Source organism: Rhizobium sp. T1470 (assembly GCF_042140505.1).
In the GTDB taxonomy this organism is placed as follows: Bacteria; Pseudomonadota; Alphaproteobacteria; order Rhizobiales; family Rhizobiaceae; genus Rhizobium; species Rhizobium favelukesii.
This window is the reverse complement of record NZ_CP148092.1, coordinates 1,017,389-1,034,080: the sequence shown is the minus strand read 5'-3', so window position 1 is coordinate 1,034,080 and position 16,692 is coordinate 1,017,389. Positions and strand designations below refer to the sequence as shown.

Below are 16,692 nucleotides of genomic sequence, written 5' to 3'. Positions count from 1 at the left end.
GATGTCGTTCCCTTCGTTTTTATGGAATGCGCTTGATGGATAGGATGTTGTCAGAGGCAGTTTGAATTTCGCCAAGCAGCGGCCTGTCCGGGTTGATGTCGGGGATCGCCGCCACCAGTCGAGCGGTGTAAGCGTGTTTCGGACGCGCGAAGACCTCTTCCGACGGACCGTCCTCGACCACCTCGCCGCGATACATGACGATCGTGCGCGCACAGAGATTGCGCACGATGGCCAGGTCATGCGCGATGAACAGCAGCGTCAGGTTCATGCTTGCTGCCAGCTCGCGGAACAGGTCGATAATCTGCGCCTGAATCGTGACGTCGAGCGCGGCCACGCATTCGTCGGCGATGATCAGCTTCGGATCGACGGCAAGTGCGCGGGCGATCCCGGCGCGCTGGCACTGGCCGCCGCTCATCGAGCGTGGCTTCCGTTTGGCGAACTCGCGCTCGAGCCCGACGAGATCCAGCAATTCTCCGATCCGTGCGGGGATGTCCGCCTTCGGGACCTCTCCACGTACCGCCAGCACCTCGCCGATGGTCTGGCCGATGGTCATCCGTGGGTTCAAGGCGCTGAACGGATCCTGGAAGACCATGGCCGCCTCGCGCCTGAGCTTCGCCAGGCTCGCGCTTTTCTGCAGGGCAAGATCGGCACCCTCGAAACTGATGTGCCCGGAGGAGATCGGCGTCAAACCCAGTATCGCGCGAGAGAGCGTGCTCTTGCCGCTGCCCGATTCCCCGACAATGCCGACCGTCTCGCCCGGCATGATCTGCAGGCTGATGCCGGAGACGGCACTGACGGTCTTTGCCGTACTTCCCCTGAAAAGGCTGCCGCCGACCGGAAAGCGCACATGCAGGTCGTCGATCTCCAGTATCGGCTTCACCGCCGGCGTCGTCGGCAGAGCGGCGCGTCTTGCCACAGGAGCGCCATCCGGCATCGACGGGTGGCTGTGAATGAGCTTGATCGTGTAGGGGTCCTGCGGGTGCGACAGGATCTGCCGCTTCGGGCCCTGCTCCAGAAGCCTGCCGTTGCGCATGACCGCGATCCGGTCGCAGGTTTGCGCTACGATGCCGAGATCGTGGGTGATGAGGATGATCGACAGGCCGCGCGTGTCGCGAAGTTCGATCAGCAACTGCAGGATCTGCGCCTGGATGGTCACGTCGAGCGCGGTCGTCGGCTCGTCTGCGATCAGGATTTTCGGATTGCAGGACAGCGCCACGCCGATCATGGCGCGCTGGCGCATGCCGCCGGAGAACTCGTGCGGATAACTGTCATACTGACGAGGCGGGTCTGGAAAACCGACCTGCGACAGGATCTCGATCGCGGCCGCACGGGCTGCCCTCCCGTCGAGGCCCTGATGATAACGGATGCCCTCGGCAATCTGATCGCCGATCCTCATCACCGGATCGAGATGGCTCGTCGGGTTCTGGAAGATCATGCCGATCTCGCTGCCGCGGATGTCGAGCATCTCGGCATCGCTGACGGCGGTCAGATCGCGCCCTTCGAGAAGGATTGAGCCGTCTTCGATCCTTAATCGGGAGGATGGAAGCAAACGGATTAGCGAGCAGCAGAACAGGCTCTTGCCGGAACCGCTTTCGCCGACCAGCCCGAGTATCTCACCCTTTGCCAGATCGAGCGATACGGCATCGAGCAGAGTGCGCGTTTCACCGTCGAGATGCGCCTTGACCGTGAGGCCGCGAACCGAAAGGACGGAGGCGCTCATTCATGCACTCCGAGCAACTCACCGAACGCATCACCGAAAATGCTGAAGCCGAAGGCAAGAAAGACGATGGAAAGGCCGGGAAACAACGTGATCCACCAGGCTGTGGTGATGAAGCTCTGGCCTTCCGCGACCATGACGCCCCATTCGGCAACCGGCGGCTGGACGCCGAGCCCAAGATAGCTGACAGCGGCGCCGCTGAGCAGGACGAGCACGGCATCGGACATCGAAAATACGATCGATCCGGCAATGGCGTTCGGCAGCAGATGGCGGAACATGATCCGCATGCGGCCGAAGCCGAGGCTGACCGCTGCCACGGCGTAATCGCTGTTTTTTAGGACAAGGATCTGCGCTCGGATCAACCGTGCGTATGAGACCCAGCCGACGAGAGCCATGGCGATGTAGAAGCTGCCGAGGCCCGGCCCGAGGATGGTGATGATCGACAGCATCAGCACCAGAAAGGGAAAGGCCATGATGATGTCGACGATCCGCATGAAGATCGCATCGACGATGCCGCCGAAGAAGCCCGCGACCGTGCCGACGACCGTGCCGATCAGGAACGGAAAGGCGACACCGATCACCGCGATCTGCAGGTCGATCCGTGCACCCCAGATGATGCGTGAGAGGATATCGCGACCGAAGTTGTCGGTACCGAGTGGATGCAGGAGAGACGGCAATTGCAGGCGCGCATTGCCGTCTTGAAGGATCGGATCGTACGGCGCGATCAGCGGCGCCGCGATTGCCACGAGAATGAAGAACAGCAAGATCGATGCACCGACGGTGAGCATGGTGCGCCTGCCCAGGAGCGTTCGCCAGCCCGCAGCGGAGGGTGAGACGGCCATCGTGCTCATAGCTTCACCCGCGGATCGGCCGCGACGGTGGCAATGTCGGCGAGGAAATTGACGAGCACCGTTGCACAGGCAAAGACCATGGCGACGCCCTGCACCACCATGTAGTCGCGCGAGAAGATGGCGCGAACCAGCAACTGCCCCATGCCCGGCAGCGCAAAGACGCTCTCGATGACGACGGTTCCGCCGATCAGCCAGCCGGTGTTGACGGCGAGCAGGTTGATGGTCGGCACCAACGAGTTCGGCACTACGTGACGCCAGAAGACGATGCGCTCAGGCATGCCGCGAGCGCGCGCTGCCGTCGCCACATCCGATTTCAGGGCCTCGATCATTGCCGTCCTGAGGCTGCGTGTCAGCACGGTCGACAGCGACAGCGCGATGGTGAGGCTCGGAAGAATGAGATGAGAGAGCTTGTCGGCGATCGTCGATCCGTAACCGGACACCGGCAGCAGGTCGAGCTTGACGCTGAACAGGATGATCAGCATTAGGCCAAGCCAGAAGGGCGGGAATCCGATGCCGAACGTCGAAATGATGCGCACGGCATGATCTGGCGCTCGCCCCGCGTTGCGCGCCGCGATTGCCGCAAGCGGCACGGCGATCACGACGGACAGCACGATGCTCGAAATGACGAGTGCGATCGTCGGCTCGATACGCGTCGCGATGAGCTTGAGCACATCGATCTTGTAGAGGATCGACTTTCCCATCTCGCCATTGGCGAGGTTTCTGAGGAAATAAAGATACTGCAGCCAGATCGGCTCATCGAGGCCATATTGGGCGCGGATATTGGCGATGGCCGTCGGCGTGGCGCGTGTGCCGAGCAGCACGCGCGCCGGATCGCCGGGAATCAGCCTCACCAGCACGAAGGTGATGATGCTGATGCCGGCGATGACCGGCAGGAACTGGAGAGGCCTTCGGAAAACGAACCTATAGCGATGCATGGCGATGCCGGTGCCTCCGTCGACTGATGCTGTCATCTGCAAGCTTATGCATCAGTTCGACCTGTTGCGTGCCAGGAAATCGAGAAGTGCCGGATAGTAGTCCGCCGGGTTTTCGTAGAAGGGCATGTGGCTTGCGTTGGCGAACACCTTCAGTTCGGCGTTCGGGATGGCGAGTTTCATCTTCAGCGCGCAGGCCGGCGTCAATTCGTCGTGCTCACCGCAGGTGATCAATGTCGGGACCGTCATGGACGGCAGATCCCGAACGCGGCTCCAGTCCTTCAGGTTGCCGGTATAGAGGAATTCGTTCGGGCCCTGCATGGTGCCGTAGGGGCCCATGTTCCAGTCGCCGAGCGATCGGCGAACAGGTGCGGGCCATTCCATCAGGCGGCACACGTGGCGATAATTGAGAATGGTGACGGCGGCGAGATATTCAGGGTGGTCGTACGTGCCCCGGGCTTCGTGCTTCTGCATCATCGCCACCGTTTCGGGCCCGAGTGCTGCGCGCAACCGCTCTAGTTCCAGGATCAGATGCGGCATGTCCGCAACGGTATCCTCAAGGATCAGCGTCTGCAGGTTGCCAGGATAGGTGAGCGAATAATCGATCGCCAGCCACCCACCCCAGGAGTGACCGAGCATGTGCACCTTGCCGAGCCCAAGCGCCTTGCGCACGGTCTCGGTCTCCTCGACATAGCGGCTGATCGTCCAGAGCGATGGTTCGGTCGGGCGATCCGACGCGCCGGTCCCGAGTTGATCAAAGGCGACGACGCGGTAGCGTTGATCGATCAGACAGGAATGCGCCTCGCGCAGATAGTCGCAGGGCAGTCCAGGCCCGCCATTGAGGCAGAAAACCGTCTCCGCTCCATCCCCGAAACTGTAGGCCACCACCTTGTGGCCATCGACTTCGATCTCAAGTCGAACATCGGGCTCGATCTCACGCCACATTGACCACTCCGACGAAGAAAATGCTTGCTTAATATTTGGGCACCGCTAATTTTTACCTCAAATGATGTCGGGCGCCAGCTATAAGAAGTGATAGGATCGGCTCGAGGCCTGTGGAGCCAGCGATGATTGACGAAATCGGCACGATCAGACGACAGTTCACCGATCATGAAATGCTGGACGGTCGGATCGACCAGGTCTTCGAAGCGATGAAGGCTATCGGTTTCGAGGCGCTGATCTACGATTATACGCCGGTGCCCTACGATCTCGACGGCGAAATCATGATTCCATCGCTGCTGAAACTACGCAACATTTCCGACGACATGCATGATTACTGGTTCAATCATGGTTATTTTCGCATCGATCCGGTCCAGCAGGTGGCGCTGCGCACGTCCACCCCCTTCTTCTGGAATTACGATGCGGAGGCAGACACACTGATCCGCCGTTTCATGACCGAGGACACAGCCCCGGTCGCGCGCTATCTAAGAGTCGGACTCGAAAAGAGTTCAATGGTAACAATACCTTGCGAGACGTCTAGTGATGAGGCGGATATGGGCGATCATGATCCATGCCTCGGCTGAAGCGATGGATTTTTCGACGTCCTTCGCCAATCTCCGGCACCTTCCAAGCCATGCAAATGTTCGCTCGACGACCCAACGGCGTGGTAGCACTTCGAAGCCTTTGGTCTTGTCGCTGCGCTTGATGATTTCGACCGTGAAGCGACCGACCTTCTTCAGCTTCCGTTTCAATTTGTCGCCCGCATAGCCACCGTCGGCGAAAACATGCAGCAACCATGGCCATCTGTGACAAATGGATTTCAGTAAATCGGGAGCGCCATCGCGGTCCTGGATATCGGCGCTGTGAACCATGAGGCCAACCAGCAGGCCGAGTGTGTCGACGACGATATGGCGCTTGCGGCCCTTGATCTTTTTGCCGGCGTCGTAACCTCGAATGCCGCCGCTTTCGGTGGTTTTGACGCTTTGGCTGTCGATCACGCCTGCCGTAGGACTGGCCTCTTTGCCTTCCAGTTCGCGCGCCGCCATCACTAGATGGTGGTTGATGCGGGCCCAAAGCCCAATACCCCGCCACGCATAGAAGTATCGCTGAACCGTCGAGCACGGCGGAAAGTCCTTTGGCAGCATCCGCCATTGGCAGCCGGTCGAGGCGATATACAAAAGCGCATTCATGACCTCACGCAGCACCGTTGTTCGCGGTCGCCCAAGTCGACGGGGCGCAGGTAGGAGCGGCTCGACAATTCGCCATTCTCTATCCGTCATATCGCTTGCATAGCGTGCTGCTCGCCGGGCATATTGCCGACGGGTGGTTTCGGTCCAGGCCATCGTGAACTCCATCGAATCTTCGCAAATCCGAAGGAATCACAACCTGTTGAAATCACCCACTTCTTTTTGAGGCAGCCTCTAAGTGAAAGGGATATGTCGACCGGCGTTACCGTGCCGGTGCATATGCCGCGCGGCGACTATGCAACCGTCACCGGTGTGCGGTTCGGCGGCGACCGGGAATTCGAAAGGCACGCGCTGCGCTACATCGCCGACTTCAACCTCCTCGCGCACGTTTTCCATGAGGCCGCCTATTCGCTCTTCGATACGAAGACGTTCAGCACCGGCAAAGCAAGGCTGACGGAGCGCGAGCGCGAATGCCTGCGCTATTCCGCCGAGGGCCTTTCGGCCAAGGAAATCTCCCGCGTCATCGACCGCTCCGTTCCCACCGTCGTCATGCACCTCAACGCTGCGGCCAAGAAACTCGGCGCCAGGAACCGCACCCAGGCGGTCGTGCGCGCCACTCATTACCGGCTGCTCGAGGACCGCCCATCCTATAACTTGTGATAGCTGCCACGCCTCTTTCAGCCGCGTTATGCTTTTCCATCGATCGCCACGACATGGAGAAGCACGTGAACGCAATTGCGTCGAAGGAAGCCTTCCTGCCCTTTCGCGAATACCGAACCTGGTATCGCGTCACCGGGTCGCTCGACAGCTGCAAGTTGCCGCTCGTTGTCGCCCATGGCGGTCCCGGCTGCACGCACGACTACGTCGACAGCTTCAAGGGCATCACCGAGATCGACGGACGGCCGGTCATTCACTACGACCAGCTCGGCAATGGCAATTCCACCCGAATGCCGGAAAAAGGGCCGGACTTCTGGACCCCTGGTCTTTTCCTCGAAGAATTGGACGCGCTCCTGAACCACCTGGGCATTCAGGATCGCTATGCCTTCCTCGGCCAGTCCTGGGGCGGCATGCTCGGCGCCGAGCACGCCGTGCGACGGCCGAAGGGGCTGAAGGCGCTCGTCATCGCCAATTCGCCGGCCAACATGCACACCTGGGTTGCGGAAGCAAACCGTCTGCGCAAGGGGCTGCCGCAGGATGTGCAGGACACGCTCTTGAAGCATGAGAAGGCCGGTACGATCACCGATCCTGAATATATCACCGCATCGCGGGTCTTCTACGACCGCCATGTCTGCCGCGTTTCGCCATGGCCTCCCGAAGTCGCGCGCACCTTCGCCATCATGGACGAGGACAATACCGTCTACCGCAACATGAACGGGCCGACCGAATTCCACGTCATTGGCACGATGAAGGACTGGACGATCGAAGACCGTCTGCATCTCATAGAAGCCCCTACCCTCCTGATTTCAGGCAAATACGACGAGGCCACACCGCTCGTTGTGAGGCCCTATGTCGACAAGATCAGGGGATGCGAGTGGGTGCTATTCGAAAACTCGAGTCACATGCCGCATGTCGAAGAAAAGGCGCTCTGCTTGGGAAAGGTGTCCAGCTTCCTTTCGCGCTTCGATTGAAGCGCCGAAGATTTTGCCGCCCCACGCAAAAAGCGCGTCGTGTGCGTTTTCGGCTGTTTTGATTGCGGGCAGGATTTAATTATTACTTGCGCTCGCCGCAAGTAATAATGGTTGCAGGCTTGAGACGCGAAAACTCCCTTGTTTATCAACGCATTTCAGAGCGCATCTCACCATTTAGCAGCGATACAGCCGCTCTTGGAGGTTCGGAGGGCGTCAATCGTGCCGCTGTTCCGCGTAGAGCGCCTCGATCCTTGCAATCTCGTCTTCTGTCAGCGCGGCGAATTCCTTCTCCCGCGCCCGCTTCGAGAGCGTCCCGCCATTCTGATGCAGGAAGCGGAAAAGAAGATCGAGCAGACGATCCGGCATGTCGATCATAAGCGACAGGCCCGCCCTGAACCCGTCATAGGTTCTCAGGAACCTGGCCTCCTCCGGCAGATCTACATCGATCGTACGCGCCACGCATCGGAAGAGAAACTCCGCATGCGGCGTCGCATCAAAATAGCGGTAGAAATCCGCGGTGTCGTTCAACACCTCGACATTTCCCCGGTCGGTCGGCCTCCAGCGGACATGGGCCAGCAAACGCCGCGAGTAGCTTTCTAGTACGCGGCGATACTCATCGATGCGGTCGAGGATGACGGCTGAGACAGGAAAGACCAGCCCGCGCGGATTGAAACCACGCTCGGCAAGCACATGATGGATGAGATAGCGGTGCAGGCGGCCGTTTCCGTCCTCGAAAGGATGGATATAGACGAATCCGAAAGCGAGCGCGGCAGCGGCAAGGACCGGATCGAGATGCCGGGCCGCCGGCCGCTGATCGAAGGCGGCCAACCCGTCGATCAGGTCCGGCAGATCCTCATGCCGGGCGCTGATATGGTCGGGGATCGGAGCACCGCTCACGCGGTCATGCTCACCGACGAACCCGCCTTCCTGACGCAGGCCGAGGTGAACGAAGCGGGCATCCCCAATGACGATGCGCTGCAATCGTTCCAGTTCCATGCGGTCCACTGGGAGGCGCCCCGCCTCGCCAATAACCTGGCCCCAACGCTGGATACGGTCCTGGGGCGGGTCTTCGCCCTCGATCTGGAAACTGGATCGCGAGTCCTTGAGCAGGAGGAAGGCGGCGGTGCGGGCCAGAAGGTCTGCCGGAGCCTCGGCGATCACGCGTCGGGCTTCCTCGCCCAGATTCCGGGCGACGAAGTCGTCCAGCTCCGACGTGCGGAAAATCATCGGACACCAGGCAGGTGTTCCGGGCAGATTGTTTTTCACACGATGGCGTGAAGAGGTCTCACCCTCCGATGCCCATTGCTGTTCAGGATCGACGACAAGGGCATAGGTGCCGCGGGTGGCGTTGGGCAGATCGAGCGGCTGACCGAGCAGCCATTCGTAGAGGAACCAGAGCCGTCGCGCATAGGCCCCGGTCGGGGCCGCGCGAACGATCTCGACAACGGCTTCTGGACCCGTCGCGCGAAAGAGCATTTTCAGGACAGCGAGATCCAGCCCCTCGTAGCGCAACGCAAAGGTCAGGTGGCCGGTCAGACTGGCTTCGGGCTCATGGCGGGGCGTATAGAGTTTCCAGCCCTCCGCCTGATAGACCTTATGTCGGGGGCCAATCGCAGCGAGGGTGATGGGGATCGGCACGGCCAGATCGAAGGCGTCAATCAGAGCGGCATAACCGACGGGGACAGCCGTTTTCGGCAGCCAGCGGCCGTGAAGAACGCTAACTGGCCCTGAAAACGGCTTCTTCTGTCCCTGTTCCATGATTTTCGATGCTCGCGCCTGAGACCCATTAGGAAGAGCATCGCCTGAAAGACAATTACACGCAATGAATTTTGATGACTATGGCGCATGTGCGTGATTTTTGATTCTCCCCGCTTGATAGGTCTGCAACCATGGGTTTCCTCCCTATGCAGGTATTGCTGGCGGCTAGGAATTCCTGACAGTTGGATCGGCGTGTTTCCGTTTTACAGAAAGACGTGTTTGCGGGGGAAAGCCCTGGCCGGCGATGCGATCGCCCGCACACCCCCCATCTGCAGGGAGACCCCGCAGCGGGCCCTGAGAGGGAGGTGGCTTTACAAGATCGGACAGGCGAAGTGACTGCGAGTCTACCCCCAGTCGTCCCATCCCATTGAGTTGCTCCGCCAAGCGGTCCTTGAGGGGACACGCGGTATCGCCCATTCGGTGATACATCATAAAACGAACATCTGGTAACAGCGGCATGACAGGGATGAAGTGGCCGTCGATCGTAGTGCCTTAGCGCACCGGAGCGCAGTATTCGGCTACTGTAGCGTGGATTTGGTTGCGGGGGCCTGAACCTACAGAGACTTGTACATTGCAATATGAATGGTAGCGCCAAACCGGGAATCGTTTCCCTTTTTGGCGTAAGCTGAATTTGCTTAGCCTTCAACGGAAGGACTGACATCGGGCCGGGAGCGGACTGGCGGCTTCCCGAAAGCGTGGCCAGGAAAGCAGACATGCGTTTGCGTTCGAAACAGACGGTAGATTGTCCGGGCAGTTATTTGCGATGGTATTCCGGGACAGATCGGGCGGGCGGCGGATCTCCCGGACCGATAGATGCTCTCGAAAATCAGCGTCGGGTTACACTCGGTAAGGCCACGTTGATCACTCCAGAGCCCTCTCCTAAATCCCGCGGAGGACGTTTCAGACATGGGTCAAATCTTGATGGAAATATCGCGATCCGCCGGGTCAGCTCCTACTAGAAATCAACAAAAAGGCTGCAGAAAGGATGTGTGACGCTACGATGTCATTGCTCAGCGCGAGCGAACGTGAACTGCTGCAAGCATTGATCGATGCCAACGTGGAATTCGTCATCGTGGGAGGCACGGCAGTCAATGCACACGGATATCGGCGGGCGCGAGAGGACATCGACATTCTCATCCGTCAAACGCGCACTAACCTCGCACGTTTGATCGATGTGCAACTAAACTGGATCCGTTTCAACGATACGAAGATTGCTGCACTCGAAGAGGCAGGTGCCAAAACTCAGGACGGCCGACGGCGTCTCGATATCTTGACGGATTTTCACGGGATGGATCTGAACCAGATCTTTGAGACAAGAAAAATTATCGAGGTCGATGGGCTTCGACTACCGTTCATGTCGAAAGCACTGATCGTTGCGTCTAAAAGGAGCGCGATTGCGAGTGGAGAGCATACCGAGAACGACCTCGCCGATCTCAAAGCGCTCTCTTAGGCAAGGCGATCTATGGAACCCACGTGTCCCAAACAAGTCAGCAGCCTCACCAGAAAACGGTTGCGATCTCGTCAGTCAAATCATTCGAGCGCCTTTTTGAAGGCCCGCCGTTCTAGGATCGAGCTGACGACTAAGGTGGTTCTTTATCGCGCTTTTGCTACGTCGCTCGGCGTCACTTTCCCGTTCCGGCCTGCGAAGTGATTGATCACGTAGTTTGCCACCGCAGCTATCTCAGCATCGGAATAGGCTGCGGCAAAGTTTGGCATCGTCGTTGTGGGGTTGTGGGTTGAATCGGAACTACCCTGCAGAATGAGCCGGATCAGATTTGAGCCTGCGGGATCATTCACGCTATGCGATCCGGCCAGCGAAGCCCATGGCGCGTTTTGCCCAGAGCCATCAAAGCCGTGGCAGCTTGCACAAGCGCCCTCAAAGATCCGCAATCCGAGCCCGTCCTGCTTGTTCAGTCCAGGAGACCAAGCCTGAGCTGACTGAATAGCTGGCACCAGATTGTTCACCGTCACCTTGGGATAGCTGCTGGGCAGAGAACGCACCGTGCGAAGGTATGAAACGATTGCCTCGATATCCGATTTTGGAAGCCTGCTCAGGCTAAGGTCGATGGCTTGGCGCATCGACCCGGAAGCGGGACCATGCCTATGAACATATCCTTTTGAAAGATATGCGACGAGATCTTGGTCGCTCCAGCCACCGATTCCATTTTCGCGATCCGATGTGATGTTCCACGCTTTCCAACCATCGACGTCGCCGCCGGAAAGTGCTCGCGCTTGCTCCTTTTCGAACATGAGACCGCGTGGTGTGTGACACTCGCCACAATGTGCGAGCGCCTCCACCAGATATGCACCCTTGTTCCACCGATCGTCCTTATTGGCGTCGCGCTCAAACGGATGCCAAGGGACGAATAGCAGCTTCCAACCCCTCATGAGCCATCGCTGATTGAATGGGAAGGAAAGCTGCGCAGGCAGCGACGGATTTCGCTGCGGCTGCAAGGTCCCGAGATATGCTTTTACTGCCAAAATGTCGTCGGTCGACATCAACGCATACGAGGTGTAGGGAAATGCGGGATATAGATCCTCTCCATGTTTCCCCACGCCCGAGCGCATGGCGCGAACGAATTCCGCGTCGCTCCAGCTACCTAGACCCGCTTGCATGTCGGGCGTTAGGTTCGGCGAAAAAATGGTCCCAAATGGCAGTTTGAAGGCAAGGCCACCGGCAAACGGCTTGCCTCCGGGCGCGGTATGACACGCCTCGCAGTCTGATGCGGTGACAAGATATTTTCCGCGCGCAATGAGGTCCTCACCTTGAGGCTGAGAGGCGGTCGCTAAGACCGTGGGCAATCGGTGGGGCCAGAAGAAAAAACAGATAGCGGTCAGAACCCCTATTCCGGCAACCACGGCAGTAACAGCGAGAACACGGCGCAGCATCATTGTGACACCTGGTCGGTTTGCCCGGCGACGTGGCTTGTCACGAGGAGCGAACGGTCTATGGGCAATGATCTAAGTCTGACCCCTGTTGCCGCAAAGATCGCGTTCGTCAGCGCAGCCGGTGCGGAAACAGTTCCGACCTCACCCAGTCCTCCCGGGTTTTCTGTGCTCGGCATCACAAAGACCTCGAACGGCGGAACCTCGTTCATACGGATCTGCCTGTAATCGTGGAAGTTGCTTTGCTGAACCCGGCCATTTGCAAAGGTGATGCCGTTGTAGAGGGCCGCTGACAAACCGAACAGTGTTCCGCCTTGAATTTGCGCGACGATACTGTCCGGATTGATGGGCACCCCACAATCAACAGCGGCTGTTGCTCGCCGCAGAAGGACTACGCCTTGCTCACTGACTTCGACCTCCACCACCAAGGCGGCAAAGCTTCCGAAACTTTGATGCAGAGAAACGCCACGTCCCATTCGCGAAGGGAGCGGCTTTCCCCATTCAGATGCATCCGAGGCTTTTTCCAAGACTGCTGCAGCTCGGGGGTTTTGTGATAGCATCGCCTGGCGATAGGCAATCGGATCTTTTCCGGCCAAAGCGGACAGTTCATCGATAAAGCTTTCGACAACGAAAACATTGTGACCCTCGCCAACGCCGCGCCACCAGTTCAAAGCGACGGGGCTGTCCTGGCGAACCCATTCCCATCTGGCATGTGGAATGGAGTATGGCATATTGTCGGAGCCGACGAGCGCATCAGGATCAAGTTTTTCCGCTGGCCAAAGCTGTCGGTCGTAGTAGGGGCGCACAGTGGAACTGGTCACCCGATGAATGAAAGCCAAAGGCGCGCCGTCCTCAGCCAAGGCTGCAGAGACCCGATCATAATATGCAGGTCTGAACCGATCGTGCATGATATCCTGCTCGCGGGTCCAAATTATCTTGAGAGGGTAGCTCACAAGCTTGCCTAGGCGCGCGGCGTGCTGAATGGTGTCGACGGCAAGGCGTCGACCGAAACCGCCGCCGATCAAGTGGGGATGAACCGATACCTTCTCCAGCGGAAGGCCGACGATCTCCGAAACGACCTGGCGTGCAATCTCCGGAACCTGCGTACTGACCCATACATCACAGGCGTCCGGTCGAACGTGGATGGTGGTATTGATTGGCTCTAGCGCGGCGTGCGCCAGGTATGGCAGCTGATAGACGGTATCAATCCGCTTATGCGCTTTTAAGGCGGCATCGGGATCGCCAATCGCCTTTCCGATGATAGGCGTGGCTGTTGCGTTTTTCAGGCCGTCAATCAGCTCGGCCGATGAAAGCGATGCATTTGAGCCCTCGTTCCACTCCACCGCAAGAAGGTCCAGGCCCTTCTTGGCTGCCCAATAGTTGGTGCCGATAACTGCGACTGCGTCATCGATCTGAATCACGTCAATGACGCCCCACGAGGCCAAAGCCGCCGCTGAGTCGACTGTTTTCACGGTCCCACCTATCGTGGGACAGATGGACACGGCTGCAAACCGCATTCCCTCCACGGCCGCATCGATACCGAATTTGGCTGCACCGGTGGCCTTCTCGGGCGTATCGACCCGTTTGAGCGGCTTGCCGATGACCTTGAATTCGCGCGGTGGCTTTAAAGGAATATCCTGTGGAATATTCTGTTGACGCGCACCATCGACGAGCGATGCGAACACGGCTTGTCGGCCGCTGGGTTGGTGGGAAACAATAGCTCGGCTCGCTACACACTCCGCCGGGTTTACTCCCCAGGATTGGGCGGCAGCATTGATCAGCATCATGCGCGCAGCCGCGCCTGCCTTCCTTAAGGGCGTGTAGAATGCTCGAACGGACGTTGACCCGCCGGTGACCTGCCCTTTTAGAATAGCCTGATTGTATGCCAGCGGATCCGCTGGCGCGAGCGCCACCTCGATCTGATCCAGCCCGACCTCGAGCTCTTCGGCAAGCAACATAGCCTCGGTCGTTGCGATGCCCTGCCCCATTTCAGCGCTCGGAACGACCAAAATGATCCGTCCGTCGCGGGCGATCCTTATGAATCCGTCCGGAACAAAACCGTCGAAGCCGGCTGCCGCGGCGTCGAGCGCACCGCTTGCAGCAATTTTGTCTTCCGCGACCACAGCCTTTGCGGGATTGGACAACGAGAAGCCTATCAACAGAGAGCCACCGAAGAGAAAGTGCCTGCGCGTAAAGGTCGGAAGATCGTTCTCTCCCATGAGTGTTACGCCTTTCATCTCGCCTCCTTGATAGCCTGGCGGATGCGGGGATAGGTGCAGCACCTGCAGATGTTTCCCGACATGGCGGCATCGATCGCAGCATCATCTGGATGTGGGTTTTTGGCGAGCAGCGCGGATGCGGCCATTATTTGCCCGCACTGGCAGTACCCGCACTGGATCACCTCAAGGGACAGCCAAGCGTTTTGGATGCGTTTGCCTTCGACTGTCGCCCCGATGGCCTCGATGGTGGTTACGTCGCCGTTCAACTCGCCAATCGGCACCATGCACGAGCGCGTTGGTTTACCGTCGATCTGTACAGTGCACGCCCCACACTGGCCGATTCCGCATCCGAACTTGGTTCCAGTTAGCCCCAAGAGATCTCGCAGGGCCCAAAGGAGGGGCATGTCAGGAGGACCGTCGAGATCAACAGAAGTCCCGTTAATGATGGCTGAAATCAAAGCTACACCTCATTCGAAACTTGTACGCGCCTTCGACCTCTTGCGAACACACGAACCCAGACGCGGGCAAAGCTGACCGGGCTGCCTTTCCAATAGGAATCTTGGCTTGAAGAATTACCAAAGCTTGCAGCGGAAAGAACTAATCCATCCGCATGACGGGAATATACCGTCGTATAGGGCCTACATTCGCGACCATCCAATACCTCGTCGAGCGCACAGGACTCCTCAACGCCGCGGCTAAATCCGGATCGTCATCAGTCATTGCAGCTAGTGGCTTAGGCGGCACTGCAGTCGCGGCTCTGCACCGTTTCGGGACGCCCACGAAACAGTGATATTTTCGGTACTCCAAATCAGCCGCCGAAATGGCCGTGAAGATCACTACTCCGCATGGCTGGTTACTTTCGATTTTCCGCGGCGATTTCTTGGAGGTCCAGTTCGTGTTCGAGGTCGCGCATAACGCGATCACGTATCTCGCCGGATCTATACATCCGGATGACTTCCGCCCGGCCGGCCCTGATCGCTGCGAGAACCGCATCGAAGTGATCGGCTTTGATCAATTCATGCGTCCCCCGGTCCTCGAGGTACTGTGCGGCCGCCCGTGCACGATGCTCATACTGCTCCACCAAGCGAGGATGCTGTTCGCTTCCATCAGGCCTTCGAGAGAGGATTTGAACCGCACGATACTGTGCTTCGGCTACCTGCTTCCAAGCAGACGCATCATGTTCTTGGATGAGAATGTCATCCTGAGGATTGGCTATTTTTAGCAACCGAATGAGTGGAGCAAGCGTTATACCCTGCACTAACACCGTGAATATAATGACCGCAAAGGCGGCGACCAATACAATATCGCGACCAGGAAACCCGACCGGAAGTGACAGCGCCGCTGCCAGGGTAACGACACCTCGCATACCTGCCCAACCCATGACGATCGTAGCCGCCAAAGATTGTTTCGCTTTCGGCATCCTGCCGTTCCGCCTCACGACGGCGACAAACAGGTTGGAACCTCCCAGATAGACAAAGCGGGCGAATACAACAGTCAGCACAACTCCTGCGATGGGAATGATGTATTCGGGCAACCCGCTAATACGTTCGGAGACCCCTCGCAACGATAAGCCGATTAGGATGAATAGAAGCGATTCCATCAAGAACACGAGTGTTTTCCAAAAAGCCTGGCTTTGCACACGTGTTGATGCCGCGAACGCCTCGTGTTGATGCCAGCCAAGCAGCAACCCGGTCGTCACGGTGGCCAAAACACCTGAAACGCCCGCCGACTCGGCACTGATATAGGATACCGCAGCCAAAAGCAGAGTTGCCGTAATGATCAGTTCACTGTCTCGGAGCTTGCGAATGACGAGAAGCCCTAGCCAACCTCCCGCGAGGCCGACGAGCACACCGCCCAATGCTAGCCATGCAAATGACGCCACCGCCTGGGAAGCGCTGAAGCTTCCCGTTAAGGCCGCTGCCACCGCAAATCGCAAAAAGACCAGGCCGCTTGCGTCATTGAAGAGACTCTCTCCGTCAAGAACAGCGGTAATCGGATTAGGCAGATTGAGTCGTTCCAAGATCGCGCCAGCGGCTACCGCATCGGGTGGTGAAACAATCGCACCGAGCGCAAATCCGACGGCCAAAGGGAATTGCGGTAGAAGAAGATGAAATACGAAGCCGACACCTAGTGTCGTGAATGCAACCGCGCCCAATGCCAGAGACGCAATCGCCCAAAAATGTCTCCGGATCTCGCGCCAAACAGTGAAATAGGCACTGCTCATCAGCAAAGGCGGCAAAAAGACCACCATCACAAAATCTGGATCGATATCAATTTCGGGCACGCCAGGGACCAACGCAAGGGCCATCCCGCCGGCGATGAGGGCGACAGCTGGCGGTAACCGTAGTAGCTTCGCCAAAAGCTCCAGAACTAGAATGGCGGTTATCAGGATCACGAGGAACTCATATTTTGATTCAAGCGACAAACTGAGTTCCTCCGTTATTTATATTTATGTTGCGGCCGACGATGCTGCAGTCGACAGGCAATCTGGTCTTGCTCGCCGTCTTGTTGGCGCGAGCTAGGTTTCACAGCCTTGCACTTGATTGGCCCAGCACCTGCGGATTGACAATGTGAA

At 58.4% G+C, this 16,692-nt stretch carries 12 protein-coding genes and 2 pseudogenes; 4 read left to right on the top strand and 10 right to left on the bottom strand.

Annotation, left to right across the window (positions count from 1 at the left end):
* Window positions 1-19: 19 nt before the first annotated feature.
* The 4 genes from WGT02_RS26175 to WGT02_RS26160 are packed head-to-tail and all read right to left on the bottom strand — an operon-like array spanning window position 20 to window position 4,445.
* Window positions 20-1,720: an ABC transporter ATP-binding protein gene (locus WGT02_RS26175; protein WP_208247410.1), complete on the bottom strand. Its 1,701-nt coding sequence runs from the start codon at window positions 1,718-1,720 to the stop codon at window positions 20-22.
* Entirely contained in the window at window positions 1,717-2,568 is an 852-nt protein-coding gene (locus tag WGT02_RS26170; RefSeq protein WP_024318334.1) for an ABC transporter permease, read from the bottom strand. The genes WGT02_RS26175 and WGT02_RS26170 overlap by 4 nt, the downstream gene beginning before the upstream one ends.
* Entirely contained in the window at window positions 2,565-3,503 is a 939-nt protein-coding gene (locus WGT02_RS26165) for an ABC transporter permease (RefSeq protein ID WP_024318333.1), read from the bottom strand. The genes WGT02_RS26170 and WGT02_RS26165 overlap by 4 nt, the downstream gene beginning before the upstream one ends.
* Before the next feature lie 51 nt (window positions 3,504-3,554).
* Complete coding sequence (locus tag WGT02_RS26160; RefSeq protein WP_024318332.1) at window positions 3,555-4,445, bottom strand: proline iminopeptidase-family hydrolase; 891 nt, start codon at window positions 4,443-4,445, stop codon at window positions 3,555-3,557.
* A gap of 122 nt (window positions 4,446-4,567) precedes the next feature.
* On the opposite strand from WGT02_RS26160, the pseudogene WGT02_RS26155 reads away from it, so the two are divergent.
* A pseudogene (locus WGT02_RS26155) lies at window positions 4,568-4,966 on the top strand (autoinducer binding domain-containing protein); the annotation flags it as partial.
* Here WGT02_RS26155 and WGT02_RS26150 read toward each other — a convergent pair.
* Window positions 4,949-5,782 carry an IS5 family transposase gene (locus tag WGT02_RS26150; RefSeq protein WP_037070297.1) on the bottom strand — a complete coding sequence of 278 codons (834 nt, stop codon included), beginning with the start codon at window positions 5,780-5,782 and terminating at the stop codon, window positions 4,949-4,951. The pseudogene WGT02_RS26155 and the gene WGT02_RS26150 overlap by 18 nt on opposite strands.
* A 78-nt stretch (window positions 5,783-5,860) precedes the next feature.
* Between WGT02_RS26150 and WGT02_RS26145 the strand changes: the two are divergent.
* A pseudogene (locus tag WGT02_RS26145) lies at window positions 5,861-6,286 on the top strand (LuxR C-terminal-related transcriptional regulator); the annotation flags it as partial.
* 53 nt (window positions 6,287-6,339) lie between these two features.
* Entirely contained in the window at window positions 6,340-7,254 is a 915-nt protein-coding gene (locus tag WGT02_RS26140; RefSeq protein ID WP_208247408.1) for a proline iminopeptidase-family hydrolase, read from the top strand.
* 213 nt (window positions 7,255-7,467) lie between these two features.
* On the opposite strand, the gene WGT02_RS26135 is transcribed toward WGT02_RS26140, so the two are convergent.
* Window positions 7,468-9,012, bottom strand: a complete 1,545-nt coding sequence (locus tag WGT02_RS26135) for a Fic family protein (protein WP_208247406.1) — start codon at window positions 9,010-9,012, stop codon at window positions 7,468-7,470.
* Between the two features lie 1,000 nt (window positions 9,013-10,012).
* Between WGT02_RS26135 and WGT02_RS26130 the strand changes: the two genes are divergently transcribed.
* Window positions 10,013-10,462 (top strand): hypothetical protein, encoded by a 450-nt coding sequence (locus WGT02_RS26130; protein WP_208247404.1) that lies wholly within the window; start codon window positions 10,013-10,015, stop codon window positions 10,460-10,462.
* Between the two features lie 143 nt (window positions 10,463-10,605).
* Here the strand turns inward: WGT02_RS26130 and WGT02_RS26125 are convergent, their stop codons facing one another.
* The 4 genes from WGT02_RS26125 to WGT02_RS26110 form a co-directional block, all read right to left on the bottom strand.
* Window positions 10,606-11,904: a cytochrome c gene (locus tag WGT02_RS26125; protein ID WP_024318327.1), complete on the bottom strand. Its 1,299-nt coding sequence runs from the start codon at window positions 11,902-11,904 to the stop codon at window positions 10,606-10,608.
* Complete coding sequence (locus WGT02_RS26120; protein ID WP_375679396.1) at window positions 11,901-14,042, bottom strand: molybdopterin cofactor-binding domain-containing protein; 2,142 nt, start codon at window positions 14,040-14,042, stop codon at window positions 11,901-11,903. Before WGT02_RS26120 ends, WGT02_RS26125 begins: the two co-directional genes overlap by 4 nt.
* An 89-nt stretch (window positions 14,043-14,131) precedes the next feature.
* Window positions 14,132-14,575, bottom strand: a complete 444-nt coding sequence (locus WGT02_RS26115; protein ID WP_208247400.1) for a (2Fe-2S)-binding protein — start codon at window positions 14,573-14,575, stop codon at window positions 14,132-14,134.
* A 395-nt stretch (window positions 14,576-14,970) separates the two neighbouring features.
* Window positions 14,971-16,542: a Na+/H+ antiporter gene (locus WGT02_RS26110; protein WP_208247398.1), complete on the bottom strand. Its 1,572-nt coding sequence runs from the start codon at window positions 16,540-16,542 to the stop codon at window positions 14,971-14,973.
* Between the last annotated feature and the right edge of the window lie 150 nt (window positions 16,543-16,692).

What these genes read in the sequence shown, in the direction of transcription:
- WGT02_RS26175 (WP_208247410.1), bottom strand. Translation starts at nt 1,720, where the DNA reads ATGAGCGCCTCCGTCCTTTCGGTTCGCGGCCTCACGGTCAAGGCGCAT.
- WGT02_RS26170 (WP_024318334.1), bottom strand. Translation starts at nt 2,568, where the DNA reads ATGAGCACGATGGCCGTCTCACCCTCCGCTGCGGGCTGGCGAACGCTC.
- WGT02_RS26165 (WP_024318333.1), bottom strand. Translation starts at nt 3,503, where the DNA reads ATGCATCGCTATAGGTTCGTTTTCCGAAGGCCTCTCCAGTTCCTGCCG.
- WGT02_RS26160 (WP_024318332.1), bottom strand. Translation starts at nt 4,445, where the DNA reads ATGTGGCGTGAGATCGAGCCCGATGTTCGACTTGAGATCGAAGTCGAT.
- WGT02_RS26150 (WP_037070297.1), bottom strand. Translation starts at nt 5,782, where the DNA reads ATGGCCTGGACCGAAACCACCCGTCGGCAATATGCCCGGCGAGCAGCA.
- WGT02_RS26140 (WP_208247408.1), top strand. Translation starts at nt 6,340, where the DNA reads ATGGAGAAGCACGTGAACGCAATTGCGTCGAAGGAAGCCTTCCTGCCC.
- WGT02_RS26135 (WP_208247406.1), bottom strand. Translation starts at nt 9,012, where the DNA reads ATGGAACAGGGACAGAAGAAGCCGTTTTCAGGGCCAGTTAGCGTTCTT.
- WGT02_RS26130 (WP_208247404.1), top strand. Translation starts at nt 10,013, where the DNA reads ATGTCATTGCTCAGCGCGAGCGAACGTGAACTGCTGCAAGCATTGATC.
- WGT02_RS26125 (WP_024318327.1), bottom strand. Translation starts at nt 11,904, where the DNA reads ATGATGCTGCGCCGTGTTCTCGCTGTTACTGCCGTGGTTGCCGGAATA.